The 25,820-nt window shown below is 68.0% G+C and carries 28 protein-coding genes; 13 read left to right on the forward strand and 15 right to left on the reverse strand.

Annotated elements, in window-relative coordinates; all coding sequences use genetic code 11:
* Positions 1–124: 124 nt before the first annotated feature.
* Together F1D05_RS18445 and F1D05_RS18450 are read right to left on the reverse strand one after the other, a co-directional pair.
* Positions 125–877, reverse strand: a complete 753-nt coding sequence (locus F1D05_RS18445; RefSeq protein ID WP_185448800.1) for a 2-phosphosulfolactate phosphatase — start codon at positions 875–877, stop codon at positions 125–127.
* 77 nt (positions 878–954) lie between these two features.
* Entirely contained in the window at positions 955–1,362 is a 408-nt protein-coding gene (locus F1D05_RS18450; protein WP_185448801.1) for a DUF3151 domain-containing protein, read from the reverse strand.
* Between the two features lie 145 nt (positions 1,363–1,507).
* On the opposite strand from F1D05_RS18450, the gene F1D05_RS18455 reads away from it, so the two are divergent.
* Both F1D05_RS18455 and F1D05_RS18460 read left to right on the forward strand, forming a co-directional pair.
* A complete protein-coding gene (locus tag F1D05_RS18455) occupies positions 1,508–1,957 on the forward strand; it encodes an HNH endonuclease (RefSeq protein WP_164601105.1) in 450 nt (149 codons plus the stop codon).
* Positions 1,958–2,058: 101 nt separating this feature from the next.
* Positions 2,059–3,117, forward strand: a complete 1,059-nt coding sequence (locus tag F1D05_RS18460) for a type IV toxin-antitoxin system AbiEi family antitoxin domain-containing protein (protein WP_185448802.1) — start codon at positions 2,059–2,061, stop codon at positions 3,115–3,117.
* Between the two features lie 25 nt (positions 3,118–3,142).
* Here the strand turns inward: F1D05_RS18460 and F1D05_RS18465 are convergent, their stop codons facing one another.
* The 4 genes from F1D05_RS18465 to F1D05_RS18480 form a co-directional block, all read right to left on the reverse strand.
* Positions 3,143–3,796, reverse strand: coding sequence for an ElyC/SanA/YdcF family protein (locus F1D05_RS18465; protein WP_185448803.1), 654 nt, complete (start codon positions 3,794–3,796; stop codon positions 3,143–3,145).
* A gap of 59 nt (positions 3,797–3,855) precedes the next feature.
* The gene (locus tag F1D05_RS18470) at positions 3,856–4,671 is read right to left on the reverse strand and encodes an LLM class flavin-dependent oxidoreductase (protein WP_185448804.1); all 816 of its coding nucleotides are present in this window, start codon (positions 4,669–4,671) and stop codon (positions 3,856–3,858) included.
* A 247-nt stretch (positions 4,672–4,918) separates the two neighbouring features.
* Complete coding sequence (gene fbaA, locus F1D05_RS18475) at positions 4,919–5,944, reverse strand: class II fructose-bisphosphate aldolase (protein WP_185448805.1); 1,026 nt, start codon at positions 5,942–5,944, stop codon at positions 4,919–4,921.
* A gap of 162 nt (positions 5,945–6,106) precedes the next feature.
* Positions 6,107–6,826: a GntR family transcriptional regulator gene (locus F1D05_RS18480; protein ID WP_185448806.1), complete on the reverse strand. Its 720-nt coding sequence runs from the start codon at positions 6,824–6,826 to the stop codon at positions 6,107–6,109.
* A gap of 147 nt (positions 6,827–6,973) precedes the next feature.
* Here F1D05_RS18480 and F1D05_RS18485 point away from each other — a divergent pair, with 147 nt between their 5' ends.
* Positions 6,974–7,993, forward strand: a complete 1,020-nt coding sequence (locus tag F1D05_RS18485) for an SIS domain-containing protein (RefSeq protein WP_185448807.1) — start codon at positions 6,974–6,976, stop codon at positions 7,991–7,993.
* Positions 7,994–8,105: 112 nt separating this feature from the next.
* On the opposite strand, the gene F1D05_RS18490 is transcribed toward F1D05_RS18485, so the two are convergent.
* Together F1D05_RS18490 and F1D05_RS18495 are read right to left on the reverse strand one after the other, a co-directional pair.
* Positions 8,106–9,365 (reverse strand): alpha-amylase family glycosyl hydrolase, encoded by a 1,260-nt coding sequence (locus tag F1D05_RS18490; protein ID WP_185448808.1) that lies wholly within the window; start codon positions 9,363–9,365, stop codon positions 8,106–8,108.
* 42 nt (positions 9,366–9,407) lie between these two features.
* Positions 9,408–9,680 carry a hypothetical protein gene (locus F1D05_RS18495; protein ID WP_185448809.1) on the reverse strand — a complete coding sequence of 91 codons (273 nt, stop codon included), beginning with the start codon at positions 9,678–9,680 and terminating at the stop codon, positions 9,408–9,410.
* Positions 9,681–9,908: 228 nt separating this feature from the next.
* Here F1D05_RS18495 and F1D05_RS18500 point away from each other — a divergent pair, with 228 nt between their 5' ends.
* From F1D05_RS18500 to F1D05_RS18510, 3 genes are read left to right on the forward strand one after another with little or no spacing between them, the layout of a single operon-like run.
* Positions 9,909–10,406, forward strand: coding sequence for a SigE family RNA polymerase sigma factor (locus F1D05_RS18500; protein WP_206686268.1), 498 nt, complete (start codon positions 9,909–9,911; stop codon positions 10,404–10,406).
* Positions 10,407–10,429: 23 nt separating this feature from the next.
* On the forward strand, positions 10,430–11,233 hold the full coding sequence (locus F1D05_RS18505) for a hypothetical protein (protein ID WP_185448811.1): 804 nt from the start codon (positions 10,430–10,432) through the stop codon (positions 11,231–11,233).
* Positions 11,230–12,276: a hypothetical protein gene (locus F1D05_RS18510; RefSeq protein ID WP_185448812.1), complete on the forward strand. Its 1,047-nt coding sequence runs from the start codon at positions 11,230–11,232 to the stop codon at positions 12,274–12,276. The genes F1D05_RS18505 and F1D05_RS18510 overlap by 4 nt, the downstream gene beginning before the upstream one ends.
* On the opposite strand, the gene F1D05_RS18515 is transcribed toward F1D05_RS18510, so the two are convergent.
* Positions 12,273–12,944, reverse strand: a complete 672-nt coding sequence (locus F1D05_RS18515) for a TrmH family RNA methyltransferase (protein WP_185448813.1) — start codon at positions 12,942–12,944, stop codon at positions 12,273–12,275. The two genes, F1D05_RS18510 and F1D05_RS18515, sit on opposite strands and share 4 nt — an antisense overlap.
* A 24-nt stretch (positions 12,945–12,968) precedes the next feature.
* Here F1D05_RS18515 and F1D05_RS18520 point away from each other — a divergent pair, with 24 nt between their 5' ends.
* Positions 12,969–13,637 carry a DedA family protein gene (locus F1D05_RS18520; protein WP_246486799.1) on the forward strand — a complete coding sequence of 223 codons (669 nt, stop codon included), beginning with the start codon at positions 12,969–12,971 and terminating at the stop codon, positions 13,635–13,637.
* Here the strand turns inward: F1D05_RS18520 and F1D05_RS18525 are convergent.
* The 5 genes from F1D05_RS18525 to F1D05_RS18545 all read right to left on the reverse strand — a co-directional run bounded on the left by F1D05_RS18525 (position 13,608) and on the right by F1D05_RS18545 (position 19,753).
* Positions 13,608–14,012: a hypothetical protein gene (locus F1D05_RS18525; RefSeq protein WP_185448814.1), complete on the reverse strand. Its 405-nt coding sequence runs from the start codon at positions 14,010–14,012 to the stop codon at positions 13,608–13,610. The two genes, F1D05_RS18520 and F1D05_RS18525, sit on opposite strands and share 30 nt — an antisense overlap.
* A gap of 128 nt (positions 14,013–14,140) precedes the next feature.
* Complete coding sequence (locus F1D05_RS18530) at positions 14,141–17,137, reverse strand: AfsR/SARP family transcriptional regulator (RefSeq protein ID WP_185448815.1); 2,997 nt, start codon at positions 17,135–17,137, stop codon at positions 14,141–14,143.
* Positions 17,138–17,489: 352 nt separating this feature from the next.
* On the reverse strand, positions 17,490–18,293 hold the full coding sequence (locus F1D05_RS18535) for a LemA family protein (RefSeq protein ID WP_185448816.1): 804 nt from the start codon (positions 18,291–18,293) through the stop codon (positions 17,490–17,492).
* 187 nt (positions 18,294–18,480) lie between these two features.
* The gene (pyrE, locus tag F1D05_RS18540; protein WP_185448817.1) at positions 18,481–19,026 is read right to left on the reverse strand and encodes an orotate phosphoribosyltransferase; all 546 of its coding nucleotides are present in this window, start codon (positions 19,024–19,026) and stop codon (positions 18,481–18,483) included.
* A gap of 100 nt (positions 19,027–19,126) precedes the next feature.
* On the reverse strand, positions 19,127–19,753 hold the full coding sequence (locus F1D05_RS18545; protein WP_185448818.1) for a class E sortase: 627 nt from the start codon (positions 19,751–19,753) through the stop codon (positions 19,127–19,129).
* Between the two features lie 135 nt (positions 19,754–19,888).
* Between F1D05_RS18545 and tdh the strand changes: the two genes are divergently transcribed.
* The 6 genes from tdh (at position 19,889) to F1D05_RS18575 (ending at position 24,888) form a co-directional block, all read left to right on the forward strand.
* Positions 19,889–20,947, forward strand: a complete 1,059-nt coding sequence (gene tdh, locus F1D05_RS18550; protein WP_185448819.1) for an L-threonine 3-dehydrogenase — start codon at positions 19,889–19,891, stop codon at positions 20,945–20,947.
* A complete protein-coding gene (locus tag F1D05_RS18555; protein WP_185448820.1) occupies positions 20,947–22,125 on the forward strand; it encodes a glycine C-acetyltransferase in 1,179 nt (392 codons plus the stop codon). Before tdh ends, F1D05_RS18555 begins: the two co-directional genes overlap by 1 nt.
* A 40-nt stretch (positions 22,126–22,165) precedes the next feature.
* Positions 22,166–22,441 carry a ribbon-helix-helix protein, CopG family gene (locus F1D05_RS18560; RefSeq protein ID WP_185448821.1) on the forward strand — a complete coding sequence of 92 codons (276 nt, stop codon included), beginning with the start codon at positions 22,166–22,168 and terminating at the stop codon, positions 22,439–22,441.
* Positions 22,441–22,851, forward strand: a complete 411-nt coding sequence (locus tag F1D05_RS18565; RefSeq protein WP_185448822.1) for a type II toxin-antitoxin system VapC family toxin — start codon at positions 22,441–22,443, stop codon at positions 22,849–22,851. The genes F1D05_RS18560 and F1D05_RS18565 overlap by 1 nt, the downstream gene beginning before the upstream one ends.
* 64 nt (positions 22,852–22,915) lie before the next feature.
* Positions 22,916–24,001, forward strand: a complete 1,086-nt coding sequence (locus F1D05_RS18570) for a winged helix DNA-binding domain-containing protein (RefSeq protein ID WP_185448823.1) — start codon at positions 22,916–22,918, stop codon at positions 23,999–24,001.
* A gap of 62 nt (positions 24,002–24,063) precedes the next feature.
* Positions 24,064–24,888, forward strand: a complete 825-nt coding sequence (locus tag F1D05_RS18575; protein WP_185448824.1) for an aldo/keto reductase — start codon at positions 24,064–24,066, stop codon at positions 24,886–24,888.
* A gap of 1 nt (position 24,889) precedes the next feature.
* Here the strand turns inward: F1D05_RS18575 and F1D05_RS18580 are convergent, their stop codons facing one another.
* Positions 24,890–25,756 (reverse strand): LysR family transcriptional regulator, encoded by an 867-nt coding sequence (locus F1D05_RS18580; RefSeq protein ID WP_185448825.1) that lies wholly within the window; start codon positions 25,754–25,756, stop codon positions 24,890–24,892.
* Positions 25,757–25,820: the final 64 nt, after the last annotated feature.

Genomic DNA, 25,820 nt, shown 5'->3' on the forward strand with positions numbered 1-25,820 from the left:
CCGTGGGCGTCCTGCGATGCCGGTCCGTCGATGCCGCCTACAACCGTCCATTTTCGGTAGGAAGCGGGGACGCACGCCGCCTACCGGCTCTATCACCGGGCAGTAATGGGTTTGGGTGACGCAGTCAGTCTACGCCGAAGACGCCAGCGCGCAGTACCGGGACGGACCGACTGGCGTCGACCTCGGCCGCGATCTCCACATCTTCCCTGAATCCGTACGCCGTGAGCTCGCGTCCCCCCGCGCACTCGTACAGCAGTTCCGGCAGCTCGGCCCCGACGTCTCGGTAAGCAGCGGCTGCAGCTCTGGCTTCCGGAGACAAGGGACCGACACCGCTGTCGGCCAGCGCGGCCAAGAAGGCACCTGCACCCCACAGATCTTCCACTGCCGGACGCAGGGAGCCGTCCTTCCATCTCTCACCGGCGGCGATCGCCACTGCCGTCAGGGATGGATCCTCTGTCAGCTTGCGGGCGACCAGTGCGGCAGCTGCTGAGGCGTTACGCAGCGACACCGCCAGCACGGTAGATCCACTGTCCTGTAGTTGCTGGGAGATCGTCGAGCCGTTGGGCGACGGCAGCACGAGCCGCCGTACGTTCTGCGCCCGCCGGATCGTCGCCGGCGACAAGCTGATGCCGTCGGCACCGGCCTGCCCACGGCCGACAGCCAGCGCGGCGTCGTGTTCCTTGGCGAAGGCCACAGCTGACTCGTCCCGCCAGCGATAGGGCAGCACGTCGATGCCGTTGTCCACGGCTACAGTCACCGCCGTGGTGAAGGACAGCACGTCCACCACGGCGACCAGGTCACCACGGACCGCGGCCGCACCGACTGGACCCCAGTCGAAGCCGAGGCGATATCCGACTTGTGCATAAGGGCTGGTCACCGGCGGATCATGCCCCGCCGGTGCCAGCCCCGACAACCGGATTCAGCTCACCGGCTGCGTTACGCAGTACAACAGCCTCAGCTCAAGACGTCCGCGGCGGTCGGGGACGAGTCGCGCAGGAAGGTGGCGCAGCGCTCGGCCTCCTCCTTCTCGTCGATGACGGCAGCGGCTTTGCCCAGCACGGCGAGGCAGCGCAGGAAGCCGCGGTTCGGCTCGTGCTCCCACGGGACCGGGCCGTGACCCTTCCAGCCGTTGCGGCGGAGCAGGTCCAGGGCACGGTGGTAGCCCGTCCGTGCGTAGGCGTATGCCTCGATGGTGTGGCCGTCCTCGAATGCCGCCTCGGCCAGCACCGACCAGGCCAGCGAGGAGGTCGGGAACTTGGCGGCGACGTCCACCGCGGCGGCCCCGGCGGCGAGTTCCGCCGCGGCCGGGTCTACGGGGAGTAATGTCTCGGGTGGGCCAGAGAGCAGATTGTTCAATTCCATAGACACATCTTCGCCGATCACGCTTCGATTCCGGCACGTGACCGTCTGGCGAAATCCGTTGACCGTTCACCGGACGGCCACGGATGCTTGAGACCCTGCGTCAAGGCCGCCGTGGTTCCCAGCTACGGCCGGAAGGAGGCATCGGATGAGTGTCATCGTTCTGAACGCGTCATATGAGCCGCTGCACACCGTGTCGATCCAGCACGCCATCCGGATGCTGGTCCGCGAGGTCGCGGTGGTCGAAGAGGCGCACGGCGAACGGACCATCGGCCCCTTCCCGGTTCCTCGCGTCCTCCGCCTGGTCCGGTACGTGGTCACCCACTGGCGGTACGCGGCCGGCCGGATGAAGTACAGCAAGCACGGCGTACTGCGGCGGGACAAGTTCCACTGTGCCTATTGCGGCCTGGCGAACGCGGACACGATGGACCATGTCCAACCCAGATCCAGGGGCGGCCGGACCGAATGGCTGAACGCGGTCGCGGCCCATGCCTCGTGCAACGAGCGCAAAGGCAACCGGACGCCGTCCGAGGCCAACATGCCGCTCCTGTGGCAACCGTGGGTACCGACCCGCGCCGAGCTCGTCATACAGACATGACGGGCTTTTTTCATGCCCGTTTGTCCACAGCTGAGAAGTAGGAGCGGCGATCCGGGGCTGAGGCCTGCATCTTCTCCGGTGCGAACCCACAACTCAGCGTGATGACCCTCATCCGTGGCGGGGTGTTCACCCGTGCCGATGCGCGCGCGTGTGGCTACCCCGACCCGGACATCGACTCCTTGCTGGACACCGGCAGCTGGCGCCGGATCCGGCGCGGCACCTATGCGCCGTACCAGGTGCTCACCGTGGTGGACGAGCGGATGCTGCACCTTCGCCGGGTCTACCGGCTACTCCGGGACGGCGAGGCCGGGCTGGCCGCCAGCCATCAATCGGCCGCGGCTCTGCATGCCCTGCCAACGTGGGGGCTCGACCTCGGGCAGGTCCACGTGACCGCTCGCGACGGGCGACCAGGACGGCATGCCGGCGGTGTGCATCGCCACGTCCGCGACCCGGTCGGGCCCGGCCTGCTGACCTGGAACAAGGTGCGGATGGCATCGCCGGCACGAGCCGTCGCGGAGGTCGCCGCCGTCGCCGAGCTTGCACCGGGTGTCGCCCTGGCCGAGGCCGCCCTGTACTCCGGGCTGGCGACTCCGGCTGCGCTCAAGCGCGCGGCCAACCAGCTGACCCGAGGTGCCGAGCGAGCCCACCGGGTGCTTTTGCGGGCAGGGATGGAGTCGGCGTCGGTCGCGGAGTCCCGGCTGCGGCTGATCCTGTCCGAAGCCGGACTGCCTGCGCCGTCGTCCAGTCCCCCGCCCATCGATCCTGCACTCATCGACCAGGCACTCGTCGATGAGAGTGACTGGGAGAGCTCTGCCCTGTGGTTCCCCGACGAACGCACGGTGGTCGAGTTCGAGCCTCGATTCCCCTTCCCTTGTTGCCTTTCCGACGACGACCCCGAGGAGGTCCCAGACCATGCGAGCCCAACCGACGAGCCGACCGCTGCCGATCTCGGGTCCGCACCGGAGCCACTGGAGTACTGCTGGATCTCCTGGTCCGACCTCGACGACCCGGCCGAAGTGGTGGACCGCATCCACACCACCTTCACCCGAGCCACCCGCCGTACCGGCATCCGCCCGTTCGACCCCACCCGTCGCCGAAAGCCCCACTCTCGCCGACGCCAGCCCGCAAGGTTCGCCACCGAAGAGGACCTCCCTAGCTGACCGATGCTTATCAGCTGGCGGTCTGTCAGCGGGTGGTGTCTGTCGGCGAGGTGTCGATGGAGTGGAGGTTGCGTTTGCCCACGATGGCGAGGAACGGCTTGGCGAGGATCCACTCACCGAAGCGGTAGTCCTTGGCGCGGACCAGGCGGGCGGCGAGATCGGGGCGGAGGAGGTGCAGGTAGGCGCGGGCTTTCTCCGCGTGCAGGGAATGGGAGACGATCTTGATCCGGGCCGCATCCTCGAGCAGTGGGATGGCGTTCTTAACGTTCTCCCAGGTGCTCAAGCTGGTCGTCTCCAGTTCCATCTCGCCTCGGTAGCCGCACGTTCCCTTTGCATACAAGGCCATCAGCTCCGCCTCGGAGACCGCGCCGCCGGCGGGCCCACCACACAGCACCAGCCGGGTCAAAGCCGCTGCAGGCTGCCGAGACCGCAACGCCGCCCGAACCCGCCATCGATTCACCGCATTGGCCCGCCGCCCGCCATTGCGGAAACCGAGCACCACAACAGCCTCAACCCCAACCCCGGCGGCGGCGGGGCCACGCGCTACGCCTGCCGTGGAGGCGACAGCAGGCGTAAGGCCCAGGCGGCGGTGGGATGCGCGCCAGTGTTCGTATTCGCCCCACAACAAGAGCAGGACAGTGCCGCCGACAACCCCGGAGGTCGCTCGCCGGAAAGCCATTCGGCAACTCTATGGACCGTCGGTGTCACACACCGAGCCGAGCCGACGCGACGGCGACGCTAAGAGAAGGGGCCTCCGGCAACTATTGCTTCTACTTCGGCACGACGGATGGCGTGGGGGTCGAATTCGGTCAGGGTCCAGGTCGCGCCTGCCGCCGCGTAGGGAGCGGGGTCGGTGCCTGGAGGAAGCGCGACCACCACGTCGTACGGTGCGGTGGGGTCGGTGCGGAGTTCCTGGACCCCTTCCACTGCCTCGGCGAGTTCGTCGGGGTGGGTGAGGTTGACCGGGAAGAAGCCGTCGTACCGGGCTGCCCGGCGACGCGGGCGGACCTTGCCCGGGAAGCCGGCGATCCAGATCGGGACACCGTTGTCCTGGGCCGGTCGGGGCAGGAACTCGACGTCGTCGACGGTGTAGTTGGCGCCGTGATGACGAACGGGTTCGCCCGACCACGCCGCCTGCAGGATGGTGAGGGCCTCGTCGGTCAGTTCGGCGCGCTTGCGTTCGTCGGCCTCGTCGCCGAAGCGGGTGAACTCCTCGCCGAACCGATCGCTGCCCAGACCGACCCCGAGGGTCAGCCGCCCACCACTCAGTACGTCGAGAGTCGCGGTCTGCCGGGCGACGACGGCCGGCCGCCGGCGGGCCAGTGGCGTCACCATCGGGCCGATCCGCAGGGTCTCCGATGCCATCGCGGCGGCGGTGAGCGCGACCCACGGGTCCGCGACCGCGCGGACCGGGTGCCGCCAGCGCACGTGATCCCACACGAACAGCCCGTCCCACCCCGCTTCCTCGGCACTCGCGGCCAGCCTGGCAATCACCCGCGCATCGGCGAGTTCGTCGAACAGGGGCACCCAGACCGCAGACTTCAGTGGCTTCATGTCATCGACGATAGAAAGCCAAGTCGATCATGAAAAGCAATCAATTCCGATGAATACGATCGCTGAACACGATGGTTTCTGCCTGGAACAGCGCGAGGCCCGTCACCTGCGGTGACGGGCCTCCCGGAGCTGGTGGCAGACGAGGTCTGCCGGGTGATGCTGAGTGTGCTGGCAGATGGGGTCTGCCGGTGTGGTGCTGGGTGTGCTGGCAGACGGGTCCGCCGGGGCGGTGCTGAGGTGTGCTGGGTCAGGCGAGGAGGGAGGTGCCGGTGGAGCGGAGGCTTTCGCAGGCCTCGGCTACGCGGTTGGCCATGCCCTCTTCGGCTGCCTTGCCCCAGGCGCGCGGGTCGTAGGCCTTCTTGTTGCCGACCTCGCCGTCGAGCTTCAGGACACCGTCGTAGTTGCCGAACATGTGCCCGGCGACCGGCCGGGTGAAGGCGTACTGCGTGTCGGTGTCGACGTTCATCTTGATCACACCGTGGTCGACCGCGGCCCGGATCTCTTCCAGGGTCGAGCCGGAACCGCCGTGGAAGACGAGGTCGAACGGGCGCTCCTTGCCGACCTTGGCGCCGACCTGGTCCTGGATCTCCTTCAGGATCTCCGGCCGCAGCTTGACCGAACCCGGCTTGTAGACGCCGTGCACGTTGCCGAAGGTGAGCGCGGTCAGGTAGCGGCCGTGCTCGCCGGTGCCGAGTGCCTCGACCGTGGCCAGGCCGTCCTCGACGGTGGTGTAGAGCTTCTCGTTGATCTCGTTCGCGACGCCGTCCTCCTCACCACCGACGACGCCCACCTCGATCTCCAGCACGATCCGGGCCGCCGCGGCCTTGGCCAGCAGCTCCTTGGCGATCTCGAGGTTCTCCTCCAGCGGCACCGCGGAACCGTCCCACATGTGCGACTGGAACAGCGGGTTCTCGCCGCGGGCGACCCGCTGGGCGGAGATCTCCAGCAGCGGCCGGACGAAGCCGTCCAGCTTGTCCTTGGGGCAGTGGTCGGTGTGCAGCGCGATGTTCACGTTGTAGTTCTTCGCGACCTCGTGCGCGTACGCCGCGAGCGCGACCGAACCGGTCACCATGTTCTTGATGGTCGATCCGGACAGATAGTCCGCGCCGCCGGTGGAGACCTGGACGATGCCGTCCGAGCCGGCCTCGGCGAAACCGCGGATGGCAGCGGTCAGCGTCTGCGACGAGCTGACGTTGATGGCCGGGTAGGCGAAGCTGTTCTGCTTGGCCTTGTCCAGCATCTCGGCGTAGACCTCAGGGGTGGCAATAGGCATGTCTCGCGGTACTCCTCACAGCAAAAGAACGTGTGGGTCGAGCTCCAGTATCACCGTCACGTACGTCGTCGTACGCGGCGGCCTCCTTGCCGGGCCGGCCAGGTAGCCGGGGAGCGAACAGCTGGCGAACAGACCAGTTGATGACAGGACCGGTCCAGTAAATTACGCGGAACCGGCGCGCGGACCCCTTGGTGTCAGGGCCATGTGCAGGCGATAACGGTCGGCGCGGTAGGCCGACCAGGACAGTTCGACGACCTTGCGGCCGGCGAAGGTGGTGCGCTCGAGGACCAGCAGGGGTGCCCGCCTGGCCACGCCGAGGACGCGGGCGACATGACCGTCGGCGTTGTCCGCCCGGACGGTCTGTTCGCCGGAGGTGACGACGACGTCGTACTCGCTCGCGAAGACGTCGTACAGGGTGCCGAGCTCGCGGCCGAGCAGACCGGGGAAGAGCGCGGACGGGTAGTAGCCGATCTCGTAGGCCATCGGCGAGGCGTCGGCGGTCCGCAGCCGCTCGACCCGGATCACCTTGGTGCCCTTCGGGACGCGCAGTCCCTTGGCCGTCTCGTCGGACGCCTCGATCTCGGTCGCCGAGAGCACCACGGTGCCCGGTTCGAGCCCGCGGGCCCGCATCTCCCGGGAGAACGAGGTCAGGTGCAGTTGCGAGTCGACCTGGGGACCGGTGACGAAGGTGCCCTTGCCGTGCACGCGTTCCAGCGCGCCGGACTCGACCAGGTCGCTGATCGCCTGCCGGACGGTGACCCGGGAGACGTTCAGCTTGTCCACCAGGGCCCGCTCGGACGGGATCGGATCACCCGGGTGCAGATCGACGTCGATCAGCCGTTCCAGCACCGATCGGACCTGGGCCCGCTTGGTAGCCACCATCGAATCTCGATCCTCCAGACCTGGGCGGGAACTCGGGGGGTGCCCCGGTACGCCGCTCACTGCTATCGTGCGCATCATACCTGTTAAGACCAGATAGGACCAGTGATCGTTGTGGTGTCAACGCCCGTCCCCGCCCCTGTGACCCAGATGGCGCGCGAGATCGCAGAACAGCCGGCCGCACTGGCCGCGACCTTCGAGGCTCTGCTGCCCCTGCGCCACGACGTGACGCGGCTGGCCGCGGGGCGCCGGCACGTGATCTTCGTGGCCCGGGGGTCGTCCGACAACGCCGGCGTCTACGGGCGGTACCTGACCGAGATCCACGCCGGCCGGCAGGCCTCCCTGGCCGCGCCTTCGGTGGCCACCCTGTACGGCGCCAACCTCGACCTGTCGAACTCGCTCGTCGTCGCGGTCAGCCAGTCCGGCGCCACCCAGGAGATCGTCGACACGGCCGAGTGGGCCAAGCGCAACGGCGCGGCGATCGTCGGTATCACCAACGACGGCGACAGCCCGCTGGCCTCCGTCGCCGACGTCGCCCTGATCACCCAGGCGGGCAAGGAACTCGCGGTCCCGGCGACCAAGACCTACACCACGCAGCTGGCCGCGATCACCGTCGCCGTCGACGCGCTGGCGCAGAAGCCGGGCACCCTCGACGCCGACATCGCCCGGGTCCCCGACGCCGCCGCGAAGATGCTCGAGGGATCGGTCGAGGCCGCCGCCGACCTGCTCGCCGGCGCCCACGACGTGCTGTCCAGCGGCCGTGGTCTCACCTTCGGTACGACGCTCGAGGTGGCACTCAAGCTGGAGGAGACCTGCCTGCAGCCGGTTCGCGGACTCTCGTACGCCGACCTAAAGCACGGCCCGATCGCCGTGGTCGACGCGGACCTGGTCACCATCCTGGTCGCGGCCGCCGACGGACCGGCGCTGCCCGGGATGACCGAGCTGGCCGCGATCGTGCGGGAGAAGGGCAGCAAGATCCTCGGCATCGGCGGCGACGCGACCTTCGCCTCCCGGTGCGACGTGAACCTCCCCGGCCCCGACCTGCCGGAGACGCTGTCCCCGCTGGCCCTGGTAATCCCGGCCCAGCGCGCCATCGAGGCCCTCGCCCGCAAGCTCGGCCTCGACCCCGACGCCCCCCGCGGCCTCCGCAAGGTCACCCAGACCGACTGAAATCCGTTACGTCCGAAGAGGTGAGGGGCAGGACCCTCACCTCTTCGGACGCAAGGTCAGAGTCGGCCGCGCCGTCGACAACGTCGTACTGACAGAGGCCTTCGAAGCCTTGCTAGGGCGACGTTAGGATTCGCCAGCTGTGCGGTGGGACCAGCAACGGCTCCTCCGGTAGCAGCGAACCCTCTGGCTGAGCTGCGATGACGAGGCCCGCTACTTCGACCGGGAAGTGGTAGGCCTCGTCTCCGACGTTCAGTAGCAGCAGTAGCTGGCCGCGCGCATCGCCTGATCGCAGCGCGAGTGCCTTGTTCTTCAGGTGGGCCACCTTGGTACGCGACCGCGTCAGCCACGCGTTGCGACGCCGTACGCCGATCAGTCGCTGGTGCAACCGGTACGTCGGCCAGTCCGTCACAGCGAGCTGGTCCGGCTTCTCCGGGAACTCGGGACGGATGGCGTCGTCGCCGCCGACCCGGTCCTCCTTGAGCCCGGTCATCGCCTGCTCGTCACCCGCATAGATGCTCGGAATCCCGGCGACGCCGAACAGGATCGCGAGCGCGAGCCCGAGATGCCGGTCGTCGTCGAGCTTGGTCGCGATCCGGGTGACGTCGTGGTTGCCGACGAACGTCTGCGGCACCATCGGGTCGACCACGGCCTGATGCCGCTCCAGCGCGTAGGCCAGCTCGAAGAAGTTGCCGTCGTTCAGCGAACTCCAGATCGCCTTCCACAGCTCGTACTGCGTGATCGAGTCGAGCGTGCTCGTCGCGGCATAGCCGGCGTAGTCGCCGTGGATCAGCTCGCCCACGAACCACGCTTCGGGGAATCGCTCCCGGACCTGGGCCAGCACTCCGGCCCAGAATTCCGGCGCCACCGCGTACGCCGCGTCGAGCCGCCAGCCGTCGATACCGCGGCCGAGCCAGTGGCACATCACTTCCACGACGTACTCACGGACCGCGGGAAGGTCGTGGTTCAGGACGAGCAGGTGCTCATGTCCCTCGAAGAAGGCCTGTGTCCCGTCGGGATGGAGGCGGAACCACTCCGACGGCGCCTGGAACGACCGGGCCACATGGTTGAACACGCCGTCCAGGACCACCCGCAGCCCGCGTTCCTTGGCCGCGGCGACCAGGGAGTCGAACTCCGCGTAGTCACCCAGTCGTGGGTCGATCCGGAAGTGGTCGACGGTGTCGTAGCCGTGGGTCTCCGACTCGAAGACCGGCCCGAGCAGGAGGCCGGAACAGCCCAGCTCGATCGCGTAGTCGAGCCAGTTCTCCAACCTGCCGAGGCGAGATGTCCGGCCGTCGGTCGCCGTGGGCTCCGCACCCACGAATCCCAACGGATACACCTGCCACCAGATCGCATGGTCGGCCCACTGCGGCATCGCTGCTCCTCCCGAAGGACGCTCACCACAGTAGTGCCCGGCTCAGCTCGCCAGCCCAGGCAACTCGCAGCTCACCTCCTGCACGAGCGCGACGATCTCGGCGGTCTCGGCCTCGAGCAGCTTGAGATAAGCGGTCCGCGACTCGTCGCTGCGGGCTTCCACAGCGGCGGTCGAGATCGCCTGCACAGTCGCTACTTCGTGAACCAGAACGCCCCAGATCTCTTCCAGCCGCTCGGCGGTCACCGGTCTCGCGACCGCTACCTGCGCGATCTCACCGAGCTCCGACGCCCGCCGGACATGCAAATTCGAACTCATGGTCCAACCCCCACTGCCGTTACTGAATCCGATACGGCAGCTCAAAGGACCCCCGTCCTTTGTGCCTCGCTGCTCCAACGCACGTCGGCGCCCCGGGGTTACGGCTCCTGCGCCGACAACTTTCCGGGCAACTTTCTCCGGGCAACCTTCTTCGGGCCGGATGCAACAAGACCGGTCCCCGCGTGCTCTTACCCCTTTGACAGCTGGTTGGCCGACGGAAGGGTGATCGTGAGTGCCGATCTCGAGGAGTTCAGCGAATTCGCCGCCGCACGCGGTACGCAACTGTTCCGGATGGCCTATCTGCTGGCCGGTGACCGGCACGCGGCCGAGGACCTGACCCAGACCACGCTCGGCAAGCTCTACGCCGCCTGGTCCAAGGTCAGCCGGGCCGACAACCCCGTCGCCTACAGCCGCACCGTCATGGTCCGCACCTACATCGCCTCGCAGCGGAAGACCCGCTGGGAGCGACCCACCTCCGAAGTACCGGACGACGGCCGGTACGGCGAGGACACCGCGTTGCGGCTGACCTTGTTCGCCGCACTCGCCGAACTGTCGGGCCGCGACCGGGCGATCGTCGTACTGCGCTACTGGGAGGACCACAGCGTCGAGGACACCGCCACGATCCTCGGCGTCAGCTCCGGCGTGGTCCGGACCCGCAGCCAGCGCGCACTGCTCAAGTTGCGGGCCCGGCTCGGCACCGAAATCAGCGAGTTGACCGGGCGATGAGCCCAGAACCGGAAGGACCCCCGATGGGCTTCGAAACCGAACTCAGCGACCGGCTGCACGCCGAAGCCGACGACACCCCCGTCGACCTCGGCCCGCTCCTGACCGGGAGCGTTGCTTATGGCAACAAATTGGTCCGCCGCCGGCGGCTGACCCAGATCTTCGCCGGCGCGGCGGCCGTCGCAGTACTGGGTGGCGCTTTCGCGTACGCCGGTTCGCTGGCCCACCCGGGAGCCGCCGGCTTCGCCCCCGCCGGAAGCACCGGCGCGCAGCAGACCGGCCCGATCACTCCACAGGCCGCGGCCAAGATCCTGCTGGATGCGTTGCCCGATGCCGGCAAGGCGTCCCACTACCGAGGCGGCGTCGAAGGCATCGGTACGCCGGACGGTGTCTACGCCGATCTCGACTACACCGACGGCGGCAGTACGGCGATGGTCCGGGTGCGGGTGCTGTCGAAAGCGGACCGCATGGCCTGTGTGCCGCAGGCCGACCAGAGCTGCCGGATCGTCAAGCTGGCCGACGGTTCCAGGCTGCAACTGGTCGAGAACCAGTCCAACGGCAGCAGCGGCAACTACAAGCACCTGCAGGCGAATCTCGTCCGCGCCGACGGCCTCGTCGTCACCCTCCTCGCGGAGAACCGCGAGTCGGAGAACCCGAACACCTCACCCACCCGCGCTCCGCTGAGCCTGGCCCAACTGCAGACCGCCATCACCGATCCCCACTGGCAACGACAACTCGACCAAGCCTTCCTCGACGCCTCCGCCGACCTGTTCGTCCCCTCGCCGGTCACCAGACCCTCCGCACCCACCTCCCCAGGAGCCAGCAAATGAAGCTCATTCTCGCCGCCGGCCTGACCGCCACCACCCTGATCCTCGGCACCGGGCCCGCCCTCGCAGCGCCGTACGACTGGCACGAAACCCCAACCGGGCTGAAGGGCTTCATTCCTTACGCTCTCGATTCCGGCGGCGGTGCGCTGTGGACCGTCGGTGCGCTCGATGGGGAGAATTTCGAGCCGGTCGCCGCTCGATGGGACGGCAAGAGCTGGCAAAACACCCCGCAGCCCATCAAGGTGGGCCGATTCCTCGCCGTCTCCGCGCAGAGTGCCGGCACCGCCTGGGCAGTCGGTTCACAGCAGACCCCCGGCGATCCGTCGTACCAGGACAGGTTGCTGGTGGAGCGCTGGAACGGGAAGGCATGGAAGGTGGTGCCCACCCCCACCTTCAACGACGACGAGAGCCGTGAGTTGACTGCTTTGGCGGTCCAGGGCGGGCAGGTCTGGACGGCCGGCCTGGCTCAGTCGTCGACTTTCGCCTACCGGTACGACGGTAAGAAGTGGGTCAGCGTCAGTGATCCGGTAATCGCCCGGTCCGGCTACATCTACGACCTCGCGGCGATCTCCCCGACCAACGTCTGGGCGGCGACCTTCGACGGGCTGCTGCACTACGACGGCCGCCACTGGCAGTCGGCGAAGCTGCCCGGCGACACGTCGAATATCGTCCTGAGCAGCCTGGCCGTCACCACCGCGAACGATATCTGGGTGGTCGGGCACAGGGAGGACCCCGAGTTCCGGCGACGCCCGCTGGCCTACCACTACGACGGCAAGTCCTGGACCGAGGTCGCCACCCCTGCTGAGGGCGCGGAACTCCGCTCGGTCTCCCTGATCGACGGACAGCCGGTGGCGGTCGGCGAGACGCGAGCAGGCGGCCCGTACCTCCTGGCGATGACGGCCAAGGGTTTTGCCCGGCAGCCCGATCCCGCCGGGGCCTCGAACCTGTTCACCTCGACCACGACCGAGGGGCGGCTCTGGATCGGTGGCATCGGCGACGGGTCCGGCTCAGCGGACAGCTACGTCGGATTCACCAAGACGGGCTAGTCAGCCCTTTGCCGGAAGGTGTGGCGGCGGATCCACGCGTGCATCGCGATGGCCGCCGCTGCACTGGCGTTGATGGACCGGGTCGAGCCGAACTGGGCGATCGACAGGACGTCGGTGCAGATCGCGTGGGCGGCCTCGGTGAGCCCCGGGCCTTCCTGCCCGAACAACAGCAGACAGTTGGCCGGGAGTTCGTAGGTCTCCAGCGGGACCGAGCCGGGCAGGTTGTCGATCCCGATCACCGGCAGCTTGCGCTCTTCGGCGTACGCCGCGAGGCCCGCCAGCTCGGGATGGTGACGGACGTGCTGGTAGCGGTCCGTCACCATCGCGCCGCGGCGGTTCCACTTCCGGTTGCCGACGATATGGACCTCCTCGGCCAGGAAGGCGTTCGCGGTCCGGACGACCGAACCGATGTTCAGGTCGTGCTGCCAGTTCTCGATCGCGATGTGGAACGGGTGCCGGTGAGAGTCGAGATCCTCGACGATCGCGTCCAGCCGCCAGTACCGGTATTTGTCCACCACGTTGCGGCGATCGCCGGTCGCGAGCAGTTCGGGATCGAAGCGGGGGTCGTCCGGCGGATCGCCCTGCCAGGGGCCGACCCCGACCTCCGGGGCGGCGACCAGATCGGTTCCGATCAGGTCGGTGGCATTCTCGCGATTGGCTTCCTGCATGGGTCGGGACGCTACCCTGTGCCCGTGCTCTTACAGATCGCGATGCTGCTGCCGAATTGGATGGACCCGGAATTCCTGCTGAACTGGCTGGGCGACTGGGCCCTGTGGGGTACGGCCGCGGTCGTCTTCATCGAATGCGGTCTGCTGTTCCCGATCCTGCCCGGTGACTCGCTGTTGTTCGCGGTCGGACTGTTCATCGCGGCCGGCACGATCGGCGTGCCGCTCTGGCTGGCCTGCGTGATCCTCACCGTGTCCGCGTTCCTGGGCAACGTGTCCGGCTACTACATCGGCCGGGCACTCGGTACGTCGTTGTTCCGGAACCCGGACGCGAAGTTCCTGAAGCCGAAGTACATCGCGCAGACGCACGAGTTCTTCGAGCGGTACGGACCGCGCGCGCTGGTACTGGCCCGGTTCGTGCCGATCGTGCGGACCTTCATCACGGTCGTGGCCGGCGCGGGCCGGATGGACCCGCGGAAGTTCTTCCTCTGGACCGGGATCGGCGCCGTCCTGTGGGCCTCCGGCATCACTTTGCTCGGCCACGCGCTCGGCAAGGTGAAATTCATCCACGAGCACCTCGAGTCGGCCCTGATCCTGCTGGTGCTGATCTCGCTGGTCCCGATGCTCGTCGAGTACCTGCTGGCCAGGCGCCGCGCCCGCAAGAACTCAATGGGCGAAGGGGAAATGCGCGTCTGACCAGACGTAGTCGGTGCTGAGCGCGCTCAGTTCGGCTACGCCCACCTGGCCGGTCGGCAACGGGCCGACCACCTGACCGGACCCGAGTGAACAAGCCACCCGGATCCGGTCTGCCGCCTGGTACCAGACCAATGCCCCCCGTGGCACCGCCCCTTCGTGCAGCAGGGCGTGATGGTCAAGCCAGCTCAGGGCGTCGGTTGGATCGTGCCAGCCGCTGTCCTGCGCGTATCCGAACGCCATTCGCTGGAACTTCAGCGACCATTCCTGCCAGGCCGCCGACCCCACCCGCTCCAGTTGCCAACTCAGCGCGGACTCTGGGTCGCGTGGATTGGAAACCCACTCCACAGTCCGGCGCTCCACCGCGATCTCCCCCATGGCCGTGCTCCCCCATCCGCCGGCCTCTGCCGTGGCAAGCAGAATCTTTACTCGCCCGCATACACCGCCGATACATTCCAACCATCAACCACCCACAGCAATCAGACGATTGCTGGAGGTTCAGGGGGTCAGCCGACGGCTTGGGTGGTGGGGGTGAGGGATGACAGGGCTTGGCGGGACTCGGTGACCTTGGCGTCGTTGCCTACCTGCTGCCAGGCCCGGGTGGCGCGAGTCAGGTAGCGGCGGGCGAAGTCCTCGTTGCCGGTGTTCGCGTGCAGCCGCCCGAGGTGCAGCGCCGCGGCTCCCTCGACGCTCCGGTCGCCCAGCCGGCTACCGATCTCGATCGCGTCCAGCAGCATCCGGCGCGCGGCCGCACCTTCACCGACCACGATCAGCGCGTTTCCCAGTTCGGCCCGCGTGTGGGCCCCGCAGTGGTCGTCGCCGAGTCCGTTGAAGATCGCCAGCGACGCCTGCAACTGGCGAACAGCCTGAGCCGGGTGGCCCTGCTGCACCCGGAGCCCGGCGATCCCCCGGCGTATCTTGGCGACCCGGTGCACATCGCCACGCCGTACGCCGATCAGATACGCCTCGGCCAGGTACCGCCCGGCCATCGTCAGATTCCCCTGCGCCCGCCAGATCGACGCGGCCGCAGTACGAGCCACCGCCTCGCCGTTCGCGTTCTGCACCTCGACGAAGGCCTCGAAAGCCCGCTCGTACTGCGCGAGCGCCTCGTCCGGACGGCCGCGTTCGCGCAACCAGGTCCCGAGTCCGACGGCGCTGACCCCGATCCCGAGCCGGTCCCCGACCTCGGCGAACATCGACGCCGCCTCGTTCAGGTGGTGCCAGGCCGGCTCCCAGTCGTCGCGGTAGAGCGCGAGCTGGCCGAGGTTGCGATGCATGATCGCCTCGCCGTGCCGGTTCCCGCACTCGATCGCACTCACCAGACCGGCCTGGTGCGACTCGTTCCAGTCGTCGAAGCCGGCCCGCATGTCCAGGTACGGACCCCAGCCGGCGGCGATCCGCCAGGCGTACTCGTGCAGCCCGTTCTGCGCCGCTGCCCTGATCGCCGGGACGAACGTGCTCCGATCGCTGTCGAACCACGCGATCGCATCCGCGTCCGTGAACGGCGACGGCCCTGGCGACGGGGGCGGACCAGGCTGATCCAGCACCCCGAAGTACACGACAGGCAAGGCCGCGCCGGCCCGGCGCACCTTGTGCAGCAGGGCATCGAGCACAGTCGTGAGGTCCTTGACCGCCTGTGCCTTCTGCTCCTCGTCACCCACCCCGATCGCATGCAGCCGCAGCAGGTCATGGACCCGGTACCGCGCTTTGCCGCTGTCGTCGACCGAGCTGATCTGGACCAGGTTCACCTCGATCAGGCGATCCAGGCTGCGGCGTACCGATGCCGGTGAGGCGACCGGTTCGAGGACCCGGGCGGAGAAGACGCCGACCGCGAACCGCCCGATCAGCCGGTAGAGCCGGGCCTCCTCCGGACTCAGCGAGCCGTAGCTCAGATCCGCGCTGGTCCGGACGGCGAGCTCGCCGATGCTGAGCTCGTCCAGCCGCTGGGTCTCGTCCCGCAACCGCCGGGCCAGCTCCATCGGACTCAGGTCGGGGCGCTGCTTCAGCCGGCTCGCGACGATCCGGATCGCCAGCGGCAGGTTCCCGCAGGCCGTCAGGATCTCCTCGGCAGCCGCCGACTTCGAATCGACCCGGCCGGTCCCGGCGACGCGCTGCAGCAACTCGGAGGCTTCGCTGTCATTGAACGTGTCCAGCGGCATGATGTCCGCACCGGCCAGGTCCATCAGCCGGTTGCGGCTCGTGACGACCACAGCGGAAGCGCCGGTACCGGGCATCAGCGGCGCGACCTGGCTCGCCGACGCGACGTCGTCCAGCACGATCAGCACCCTGCGGCTGGCCAGCTCGGACCGCAGCATCGCCGACCGGCGCTCGGGATCGGTCGGTACGGCGAAGTCGGGGATATTGAGGCTGAGCAGCAGATCCGTCAGCGCACCACCGGCGTCGCGGGGCTGGGTGGCGCCGCGCATCTCCAGGTAGATCTGTCCGTCCGGGAACGACTCCCGGACCAGATGGCCAAGCCGGACGGCCAGCGAGGTCTTCCCGGTCCCGGGCGCTCCCGAGATCACCGCCACCGGCGGCCTGACGGGGTCGCGTCCGCAGACGAGGTCTCGCAATTGCTCGAGCTTCTCCTGCCGACCACTGAAGTCGGCCAGGTCGAGCGGCAACTGACTCGGCGCTCGCCGCGGCTCAGTGAGCACCGGCGCGGCCCACAGACCAGGCGCTGCGTCCTGCGGATCACCGGATGACGGGCGATCCGCAGTACGGGCTGCTGGGATGCCCGGGTCGGGCCAGTTCGCCGAGCGGCCGTTCTCGGCGCGTGCGCCGGCTGCCTGGAGCTCCGGGCTCGGGTCGATGCCCAGCTCATCGGCGAGAGTCTGCACGGCCCTCCGGTACGTCGCGCGCGCTTCGCCGGTCCGGCCGGCTGCGACCAGGGCATCCACGAGCCGTCGCCAGAGCTGTTCGTCGTACGGGTCCTCGGTGAGGCGCCCGCTGAGCAGCACGGCCGCGCCGGTCGCGTCGCCGTACTCGAGTCGCAGGTCGAGCAGACTGTCGACCAGCCCGCGGTGCTGCGTCTCAAGTCTGGCGACCGAGCCTTCCCAGGCCGCGGACATCGTCAGGTCCGCCAGCGGATGACCGCGCCAGAGGGTGTGGGCGCGGGACAGCACCTCCATCGCCTGGCGCCCCTCACCGGCGTCGCGGAGGTGACCACCTTCGGCCAGGAGCGACTCGAACAGGCTGGAGTCGAGCTCGTCGACGCCGACCTCGATGCTGTACCCGGCCGCGGACGTGTCGATCGGCGCGGGCACGCCGGCCTCTTGCAGGACGCCACGCAGGACCCGGACATAGGTGCGGATGTTCGCGGTCGCCGAGCGGGGCGGACTGCCCTCCCAGAGCGCGTCGGCGATCAGGTCGGTGGAGACGAAACGGTTCGGGTGCAGCAGCAAGGTGGCCAGCAGCTGGCGCGGCTTGCTGGCCCTGAGCGGCTCGCCCTGCACGTGGCCGAGACGCAGAGGTCCGAGGATCTCGTACCTCAGACTCTCCACTTGGCTGCCCTCTCCGACGCCTGACCGCCCCATCGTGGCATCCCGCCGTACCCGCCGGGAAGGTTCCGGCGGTGCGATGTACGTCGCGATGTACGCGCGATGTATCTCCGCCCGGCACTGTTGTCCTCGGTACCGGGGGGAGGGCAGGCCCGGGAGTGGCGAATGACCATCGTCGCACCCGGGCCTGGAATTGGACCGGGGTTCACTGAGCTTCGGCTTCGGGGGCGGAGCCGGGGGGAGATCGCGACAGCGGGTCGGGGGACGGCGAAACGGCCGGAACCGCATCTTGCGACACGGCCCCGGCCGATGCTCAGGGAACCCGGAGCAAACACCGGTGGCGGTCTCGGGGGCGTTACTGCCCACCGGTGAACGGCGGTTGGCCGTCCTGCGGTCCAGGGGCACCCGCAGGCGGCCCACCCACCGGCGGCTGGCCGGAGTACGGCGACTGGCCGGCCGGCGGGAACTGGCCCTGGTTCTGCTGGGGATAGCCGCCCTGCTCGTTACCCGGCATCTGCGGCTGGATCTGGCCCGACGACTGGTTGCCCTGCTGCATCTGCGGCGGCGCCTGCTCACCGGCGACCGAACCGATGGTGCCGAACGAGACCTGCGGGACCGAGCGGACCGACTCGTCCTTGACCTCGAAGTAGCCGGCCTTCTCGAACTTGAAGCCGCCCGCGATCAGGTTCGACGGGAACGACTCGACCCGGGTGTTGTAGTCGCCGACGTTCGCGTTGTAGAAGCGGCGGCCGGCGGCGATCCGGTCCTCGGTGTCGGTCAGCTCGCGCTGCAGGTTGAGGAAGTTCTGGTTCGACTGGACCTGCGGGTAGGCCTCGACCGAGATCATCATCTGACGCAGCGCGCCGGACAGCTCGCCCTCGGCGGCGGCCCGCTGCTCGGGCGAGGCGCCCTGCACGTTCACGGCCTGGGTCCGCAGCCGCGCGACCTCTTCGAACACGTGCCGCTCGTGCGCGGCGAAGGCGCGGACGGTCTCGACCAGGTTCGGGATCAGGTCGTAGCGCCGGTGCAGCTCGACATCGATCTGCCGCCAGGACTCCTGGATCAGGTTCCGCTGCTTGACGAACCGGTTGTACGAAACAATCAGCGCGATCGCCAAGATCACGATGATCGCGACGATCACAATGATGACAAACGTCATTCCCAGCTCCCGGGTGTCGATGATGCTGCCAGCGACTCTAACGCCGCCCCGGGTCCGGCGTCAGTCAGCTGAGCCGTTGGCGCCGCCCGTAGTCGCGCCAGACGTACGGCGGGATGTTGTCGGTTACCAGCTTCAGGAGCTGGAGGCGGTTCATGATCTCGACCGAGCCGTGCCGGGCCGGCGTCCATCAGCCGAGGCCGAGCTCCTCGAGGCCGAACACCGTGCGGTACTCCAGGCCTTCCGACTCGACCTTCTCCCGCGCTCCGGTGGACCGGTCCACGATCACCGCGACGGCGACGACCTCGGCGCCCGCCTCGCGCAACGCCTCGACCGCCGTCAGCACCGAACCGCCGGTGGTCGACGTGTCCTCGACCGCGAGCACCCGGCGGCCCTTGACGTCCGGTCCTTCGATCCGGCGCTGCAGCCCGTGGGTCTTCTCAGCTTTCCGTACTACGAACGCGTCCAGCTTGCGTCCCTGCTGAGCCGCCGCGTGCAGCATCGACATCGCCACCGGGTCCGCACCCAGCGTGAGGCCGCCAACAGCGTCGTACTCCAGGTCGGCGGTCAGCTTCAGCAGCGCCGGCCCGATCAGCGGCGCCGCCTCGGCGTCCAGCGTGACCCTGCGCAGGTCGACGTAGTAGTCGGCCTCCTTGCCCGAGGCCAGCGTCACCCGCCCATGCACGATCGCCTTGGTCTTGACCTGCTCCAGCAACGCATCCCGATCAAAGCTCATAACCCCCAACCCTAGATGAGCCCAAGCCCACGACTCCCTTACGTCCGAAGAAGTGGAGGGACGTGTACCTCACTTCTTCGGACGTTAGCGATGGAGCGCGTCACTTCTTGGCGACCTTGGTGAGGTGGGCGAAGGCTACTGAGCGGTCCGGGGAGTGGAAGAGGTCCTGGCAGGTGGTGAGGGTGAGGGTCGAGGCCGTCGGTACTTCGGCGGGCTTGCCGGGGACCGGGTCGAGGACCCAGGTGTCGCCCGGTTTGACGGTCAGGTCGCGAGGCGACGCGTCCAGCTCGTAGGTGTAGACGGAGTCGGCGGTCTCCACGATCACCTGGTCGCCCTTGGCCAGGTCGAGCAGCTTGCCGAACGGCGACCCGTGCGTGACCCGGTGCCCGGCGAGCGCGAAGTTGCCCGGCTCTCCCGGCAACTGGGTATCGGGGTAGTGACCGATCCCCTTCGCCAGGTCGTCCTTGCCGACACCCTCGACGACCGGCTTCTCCCAGTCCTTGCCGAATTTCGGGATCCGCAGCAGCACTACCGCGGTACCGGCTGTTTTCGGCGTCTTGTCAGGGACTTTGCCCGTCCAGCGGTCGCGGAGATCCTGCTCGCCCTGGTCCATCTTGTGGTTCGAGGTGAAGCCGGTTCCGAAGTACTGCCAGCCGACCCAGCCGAGCAGCCCGAGCCCGGCAATGAGTACGGCGATGCCCAACCCCCGTACTACGCCCCGTGCCATGGCGACCAGTATCCCTGCGAGCCCCGGGACCCGTTCGTGCAGGGGAACTGCACAGGCTGTGTACGACGTGTCGATGGACGGGGGTGGTTGCTCCGGATAACGATGTGGGAGGCAATCGTCTGAGGAGGTACTTAGGTGTTGGCGCTGGTCAAGGCCGAGAGCAAGCCGGGACTGTGGTTGCAGGACGTCCCGGAGCCGCAGATCGAGGCGGACGAGGTGCTGATCAAGGTACTCCGGACCGGTCTGTGCGGCACCGATCTGCACATCCAGAGCTGGGATGGGTGGGCCCAGAAGAACGTGCCGGTGCCGATGGTGACCGGGCACGAGTTCTGTGGCGAGGTCGTCGAGGTGGGCGCAGGCGTACGGGATGTCGCTGTCGGTGACCTGGTCAGCGGCGAGGGTCACCTCGTCTGCGGCCGCTGCCGCAACTGCCGCGCGGGCCGTCGCCACCTCTGCATCAAGACGCGTGGGCTCGGCGTCCACGTGCCCGGCGCGTTCGCGGAGTACGTGAAACTGCCGTCGATGAACGTGTGGGTGCATCGCGATCCGGTGGATCTGGAGGTCGCCGCGATCTTCGACCCGTTCGGCAACGCGGTCCACACCGCGCTGTCGTTCCCGGTCGTCGGCGAGGACGTGCTGATCACCGGTGCCGGGCCGATCGGGATCATGGCCGCGGCGGTCGCCCTGCACGCGGGAGCGCGCAACGTGGTGATCACCGACCTGTCCGACTTCCGGCTGGAACTGGCCCGCAAGATCGGCGTGACGCAGGCGGTGAACGTCGGCGAGCGGAGCATCGCGGACGCCCAGCGCGAACTCGGCATGCGGGAGGGCTTCGATGTCGGGATGGAGATGTCCGGGCAGCCGGCCGCGCTGCGCGACATGCTGGCGAACATGAACCACGGCGGCAAGATCGCCATGCTCGGCCTGCCCGCCGACGAGATCGCGATCGACTGGGGCACCGTCGTGCTGAACATGCTGACCATCAAGGGCATCTACGGCCGGGAGATGTTCGAGACCTGGTACTCGATGTCGGTGATGCTGGAGCGCGGCCTGGATCTCGGCCCGGTGATCACGCACCGGTTCGGGTACGCCGACTTCGAGGCCGCCTTCGACGTGGCGCGGCAGGGGCAGTGCGGCAAGGTGATCCTGGACTGGACCAAGGCGACGTACGAGTCGATTGAGGGAGCAAACTGATGTTCGGCCGGATGCGCGAAGACCTGGTGGGCACGATCGGCGAGATCCGCGACGCGGGACTGTACAAATCCGAGCGGGTGATCGACTCACCGCAGAACGCGGAGATCTCCGTTGCCTCAGGCAACGTGCTGAATTTCTGCGCGAACAACTACCTCGGCCTGGCCGACCACCCCGAGGTGATCGCGGCAGCGCGGGACGCCCTGGACCGGTGGGGTTTCGGGATGGCTTCGGTGCGCTTCATCTGCGGCACCCAGCAGATCCACAAAGACCTGGAAGATACCTTGAGCAACTTCCTGGGCGCCGAGGACACCATCCTCTACAGCTCGTGCTTCGACGCGAACGGCGGGCTGTTCGAGACGCTGCTCGGGGCCGAGGACGCGGTCATCTCCGACGAGCTCAACCACGCCAGCATCATCGACGGCATCCGGCTGTCGAAGGCCAAGCGCTACCGGTACAAGAACCGCGACATGGCCGACCTCGAAGCACAGCTGAAGGACGCGGCCGACGCGCGGTACCGGCTGATCGCGACCGACGGCGTCTTCTCGATGGACGGGTACGTCGCCCCGCTGGACGAGATCTGCGACCTGGCCGACCGGTACGACGCGCTGGTGATGGTGGACGACTCGCATGCCGTCGGCTTCGTCGGCCCGGACGGCGCCGGTACGCCGTCGCTCTTCGGCGTGAAGGACCGCATCGACATCACCACCGGCACCCTCGGCAAGGCGCTGGGCGGTGCGTCGGGCGGCTACGTCTCCGCCCGCCGCGAGATCGTCGAACTCCTCCGCCAGCGCTCCCGCCCGTACCTGTTCTCCAACTCGCTGGCCCCCTCGGTCACAGCCGCCTCCCTCAAGGCGCTGGAACTCATCGGCAGCACCAGCGACCTCCGCGACAAACTCGCCGCGAACACCAAGCTCTTCCGCACCGAGATGACCGCGGCAGGCTTCGACATCCTCCCCGGCGACCACCCCATCTCCCCGGTCATGATCGGGGATGCCGCCGAAGCCGGCCGCCTGGCCGACAAACTCCTCGAACTCGGCGTCTACGTCATCGGCTTCTCCTACCCGGTGGTCCCCCACGGCAAGGCCCGGATCCGCGCCCAACTCTCCGCCGCCCACTCCACCGAAGACGTAGAACACGCCATCGCAGCCTTCATCGAGGCCCGCGCCGCCCTCGCCTGATCGGTGCCAGCTACGGTACCGAAAGTGGTACCGTAGCTGTATGGCTGTGAATCTGCGACTCACCCCCGAGATGGCCTCGGCGCTGCAAGCGGAAGCCGAGCGCACTGGTCAGTCGCAGCAGGAGATCCTCCGGGAGGCAGTCACCCGGCACCTCCACCTGGTCGAAGACGATCGGCAGACCAGCGACCGTGATCGCGCGAGGACCGCCCAGGTCGTGCGGCCGGCCAGAGTGGCCTATCGCAAGGTGAAACCCCGCCTGCGACTCCCGGAGGGCACCGACAGCCTCGACCTTCTCGAACGGGATGACCGCTTCTGATGCGCGTCTACCTGGACAGCAGCGCACTGATCAAGCGCGTGATCGAAGAGAAGGAATCGGACGAACTGGTGGAGTTCCTCGATACCCACTATCAGCAGGCGGATCTCCTGGCTTCGTCCTCGCTTGCCTGGGTCGAGGTATCTCGCGCTGTACTCGCCCGGGCCAAGTCGGTCGCGACGGCCGGTCAACTGATCGAGGACGCGATGTCCGGTGTCGACGAACGATCGATGTCGGCAGAAGTTGTGAGTGTCGCCCGGCGGATCGAACCGCTGGTACTACGAAGTCTCGACGCGATCCACCTGGCGACGGCCGTTCTGATCGACGCAGACCTCGTCGTCACCTACGACGATCGACTGGCAGATGCATGCCGGCGCAACGCGCTCGCGGTCGCAGCGCCGGGGCGGGACTGAATCCGCCCAACTGGCCTGATCGTGGTCGGCTGACAGTGTCGGTGGGGGTCGTCATGATGTCCGTATGACGACCCTCTCGGCCGGCGCCATCAATCGCGCGACGCTTGCTCGGCAGCTTTTGCTGGAGCGCGCCGATGTGGGGGTGGTGGGCGCTGTTGGGCAACTGGTGGGGATGCAGGGGCAGGAGGCCAAGCATCCGTATGTCGGGTTGTGGTCGCGGCTGGTCGGGTTTGCCGATGAGCAGCTGACCAAGGCTGTCGAGGATCGGGAAGTGGTTCGGGCGACGTTGTTCCGGGGGACGTTGCATCTGGTGACCGCGGCGGACTATCTGCGGTTCCGGAGCACGATCGGGCCGATTCTGGAAGCCGGGTTGAAGCTGCTGGGCGATCGGGCCGAGGGGCTGGACGTCGGCGAGGTGGTGAAGGCCGCGCGGAAGATCCTCGCGAAGGAGCCGCTGACGTTCACCGAGGTGCGGGATGCGCTGGTCGAGCAGTTCCCCGGGGTGAACGATCGTGCGCTCGGGTTCTGCACGCGGATGATGGTGCCGCTGGTGATGTTCCCGACCGACACCCGCTGGGGGTGGCCCTCGAACGCACGGTTCACGCCTGCTGAGGAGTGGCTCGGGGCGAAGATCCGGCAGGCCGCAGTACCGGAGGAGTTGGTGGTCAGGTATCTGGAGGCCTTCGGACCCGCGACGCCGGCCGACTTCCAGACCTGGTCGGGGCTGCCGAAGGCGAAGCCGCTGTTCGACAAGCTCGAGCTGGAGCAGTTCAAGGACGAGAACGGCAAGACTCTGTACGACGTACCGGAGGCGCCGCGTCCGGATGCGGAGACGCCGGCGCCCGTCAGGTTCCTGCCGGAGTTCGACAATCTGCTGCTCGCGCATGCGAAACGTGAGCGGATCATCGCCGACGAACACCGCCCGGCCGTCTTCACCAAGAACCTGCGGATCAAGTCGACGTACACGGTCGACGGGCTCGTCGCGGGCCTGTGGACGGCGGAGAAGAAGCGCGGTGTGGCCACTCTCACGCTCACCCCGTTCGGCCGGACGCTGAAGAAGACGGCCGCCGAGCTCGAGCGGGAAGGGAGCGCGCTGCTGCGGTTCCTGGAGCCGGATGCGAAGACCTATGAAGTGGTTACGGCCAGTTGATGAGGTAGTTGTCACACGTCGGATGACTGGGCTAGGACCGCCGGTAAGAGTGGAATAGACGGATGAGCACAGTCCCCACCATCACTCTGGACAACGGCGTCGAGATCCCGCAGCTGGGCCTGGGGGTCTGGCAGATCGACGACGCGATTGTCACCGGCGTGGTCGAGTCGGCCCTCGAGGCCGGCTACCGGCACATCGACACGGCGGCGATCTACGGCAACGAGGAGGGCGTCGGCCGGGCACTCGCCGCCGCCGGCCTCCCCCGCGAAGAGCTCTTCGTCACCACCAAGGTGTGGAACAGCGAGCAGGGGTACGACTCCACCCTGAAGGCGTTCGACGAGAGTCTCGCCCGTCTCGGGCTGGACCACGTCGACCTGTACCTGATCCACTGGCAGGCCCTGAAGAAGGACAAGTACGTCGAGACCTGGAAGGCGTTCGAGCAGCTGTACGCCGACAAGCGGGTGCGCGCGATCGGGGTGTCGAACTTCCACATCCCTGCCCTGCAACGGCTCTTCGACGAGACCGACGTGCGCCCGACGGTCAACCAGATCGAGTTGCACCCGGCGTTCCCGCAGGACGAGCTGCGCGCGTTCAACGCGGAGAACGACATCGTCACCGAGGCGTGGAGCCCGCTGGCCTCGGGCGAGTTGCTCGGCAACGCGACGCTGGCGAAGCTCGGCGAGAAGTACGGCAAGTCGCCGGCCCAGGTCGTCATCCGCTGGCACCTGCAGCTGGGCAACGTGGTGATCCCGAAGTCGAAGACCCCGGCCAGGGTCGCGGAGAACATCGACGTGTTCGACTTCAAGCTGGACAACGAGGACATGGCCGCGATCGCCGACCTCGAGACCGGCGTCCGGGTCGGCGGCGACCCCGACACCTTCGGCTGAGTCAGACCAGCTGGAGGAACCGCTCCAGCACCGGCGAGGAGTTGTCCGGCGACCACGCCACCGAGAGTTGCCACAGCGGCAGGTCGTCGGACAACTTGCGGTAGACGACGGCCTCGGGGTCGATCGGCGGGGTCGGCGCGATCAGCAGCGAAACCCCGAGCCCGGCCGTGACCAGCGACACGATCGTCTGTACGTCGGCGCCCTCCTGCACGATGCGCGGCACGAATCCGGCCGCCCGGCAGTAGCCGACGATCGTGTCGTGCACGGACGGCCCGGTGGTCCGCGTGTAGAGCACGAACGTGTCCTCGGCCAGGTCGGCCAGACTGATCCGCTTCCGCTTGGCAAGGCGGTGCTTCGCCGGCAGCGCGGCCACCAACGGATCCTGCGAGACCATCCGCGACGACACACCTGGCTCGGCCGCCGGTAGCCGCAGCAGGCCGACGTCGATCCGGCCGTCGCGCAGCGCGTCCGTCTGCCGCAACGTCGTCATCGTCTCCAGGTCCAGCACTACCTCGGGATAGGCCGCCCGAAACGCGCCGAGCAGTCGCGGCAGCGCCTCGAAGGTCGCGGACTGGACGAACCGCAACCGCAGCGTCCCCAGCTCACCCCGCTGCGTCCGCTGAGCAGTGCGAACCGCTTCGTCAGCCCTGCGCAACAACTCCTTCGCGTCGGCGAGGAACGCCGTACCGGCCGCCGTCAGGACGAATCGGCGGCGCACCCGGGCGAACAGTTCGACCCCGAGGTCGTGCTCGAGTGCCGCGATCTGCCGACTCAGCGACGGCTGGGTCAGGTGCAGCCGGACGGCCGCCCGGCCGACGTTCAGCTCCTCGGCGACGACCACGAACGAGTTCAGCTGGCGAAGCTCCACGGTCGACATCATGCACCAGACGCATCAATTTGGCCCAATACCTTCATTGGACGTATCGACGTCA

The sequence above is a fragment of the Kribbella qitaiheensis genome, from assembly GCF_014217565.1.
GTDB lineage: Bacteria > Actinomycetota > Actinomycetes > Propionibacteriales > Kribbellaceae > Kribbella > Kribbella qitaiheensis_A.

Coding starts and splice junctions, on each gene's coding strand:
- pyrE (WP_185448817.1), bottom strand. CDS start 19,026: ATGAGCTTTGATCGGGATGCGTTGCTGGAGCAGGTCAAGACCAAGGCG.
- fbaA (WP_185448805.1), bottom strand. CDS start 5,944: ATGCCTATTGCCACCCCTGAGGTCTACGCCGAGATGCTGGACAAGGCC.
- F1D05_RS18455 (WP_164601105.1), top strand. CDS start 1,508: ATGAGTGTCATCGTTCTGAACGCGTCATATGAGCCGCTGCACACCGTG.
- F1D05_RS18450 (WP_185448801.1), bottom strand. CDS start 1,362: ATGGAATTGAACAATCTGCTCTCTGGCCCACCCGAGACATTACTCCCC.
- F1D05_RS18480 (WP_185448806.1), bottom strand. CDS start 6,826: ATGGTGGCTACCAAGCGGGCCCAGGTCCGATCGGTGCTGGAACGGCTG.
- F1D05_RS18565 (WP_185448822.1), top strand. CDS start 22,441: ATGCGCGTCTACCTGGACAGCAGCGCACTGATCAAGCGCGTGATCGAA.
- F1D05_RS18570 (WP_185448823.1), top strand. CDS start 22,916: ATGACGACCCTCTCGGCCGGCGCCATCAATCGCGCGACGCTTGCTCGG.
- F1D05_RS18525 (WP_185448814.1), bottom strand. CDS start 14,012: ATGGGGGAGATCGCGGTGGAGCGCCGGACTGTGGAGTGGGTTTCCAAT.
- F1D05_RS18545 (WP_185448818.1), bottom strand. CDS start 19,753: ATGGCACGGGGCGTAGTACGGGGGTTGGGCATCGCCGTACTCATTGCC.
- F1D05_RS18460 (WP_185448802.1), top strand. CDS start 2,059: ATGACCCTCATCCGTGGCGGGGTGTTCACCCGTGCCGATGCGCGCGCG.
- F1D05_RS18470 (WP_185448804.1), bottom strand. CDS start 4,671: ATGAAGCCACTGAAGTCTGCGGTCTGGGTGCCCCTGTTCGACGAACTC.
- F1D05_RS18515 (WP_185448813.1), bottom strand. CDS start 12,944: ATGCAGGAAGCCAATCGCGAGAATGCCACCGACCTGATCGGAACCGAT.
- F1D05_RS18560 (WP_185448821.1), top strand. CDS start 22,166: ATGGCTGTGAATCTGCGACTCACCCCCGAGATGGCCTCGGCGCTGCAA.
- F1D05_RS18495 (WP_185448809.1), bottom strand. CDS start 9,680: ATGAGTTCGAATTTGCATGTCCGGCGGGCGTCGGAGCTCGGTGAGATC.
- F1D05_RS18485 (WP_185448807.1), top strand. CDS start 6,974: ATGGCGCGCGAGATCGCAGAACAGCCGGCCGCACTGGCCGCGACCTTC.
- F1D05_RS18575 (WP_185448824.1), top strand. CDS start 24,064: ATGAGCACAGTCCCCACCATCACTCTGGACAACGGCGTCGAGATCCCG.
- F1D05_RS18490 (WP_185448808.1), bottom strand. CDS start 9,365: ATGCCGCAGTGGGCCGACCATGCGATCTGGTGGCAGGTGTATCCGTTG.
- F1D05_RS18555 (WP_185448820.1), top strand. CDS start 20,947: ATGTTCGGCCGGATGCGCGAAGACCTGGTGGGCACGATCGGCGAGATC.
- F1D05_RS18510 (WP_185448812.1), top strand. CDS start 11,230: ATGAAGCTCATTCTCGCCGCCGGCCTGACCGCCACCACCCTGATCCTC.
- F1D05_RS18505 (WP_185448811.1), top strand. CDS start 10,430: ATGGGCTTCGAAACCGAACTCAGCGACCGGCTGCACGCCGAAGCCGAC.
- F1D05_RS18465 (WP_185448803.1), bottom strand. CDS start 3,796: ATGGCTTTCCGGCGAGCGACCTCCGGGGTTGTCGGCGGCACTGTCCTG.
- F1D05_RS18535 (WP_185448816.1), bottom strand. CDS start 18,293: ATGACGTTTGTCATCATTGTGATCGTCGCGATCATCGTGATCTTGGCG.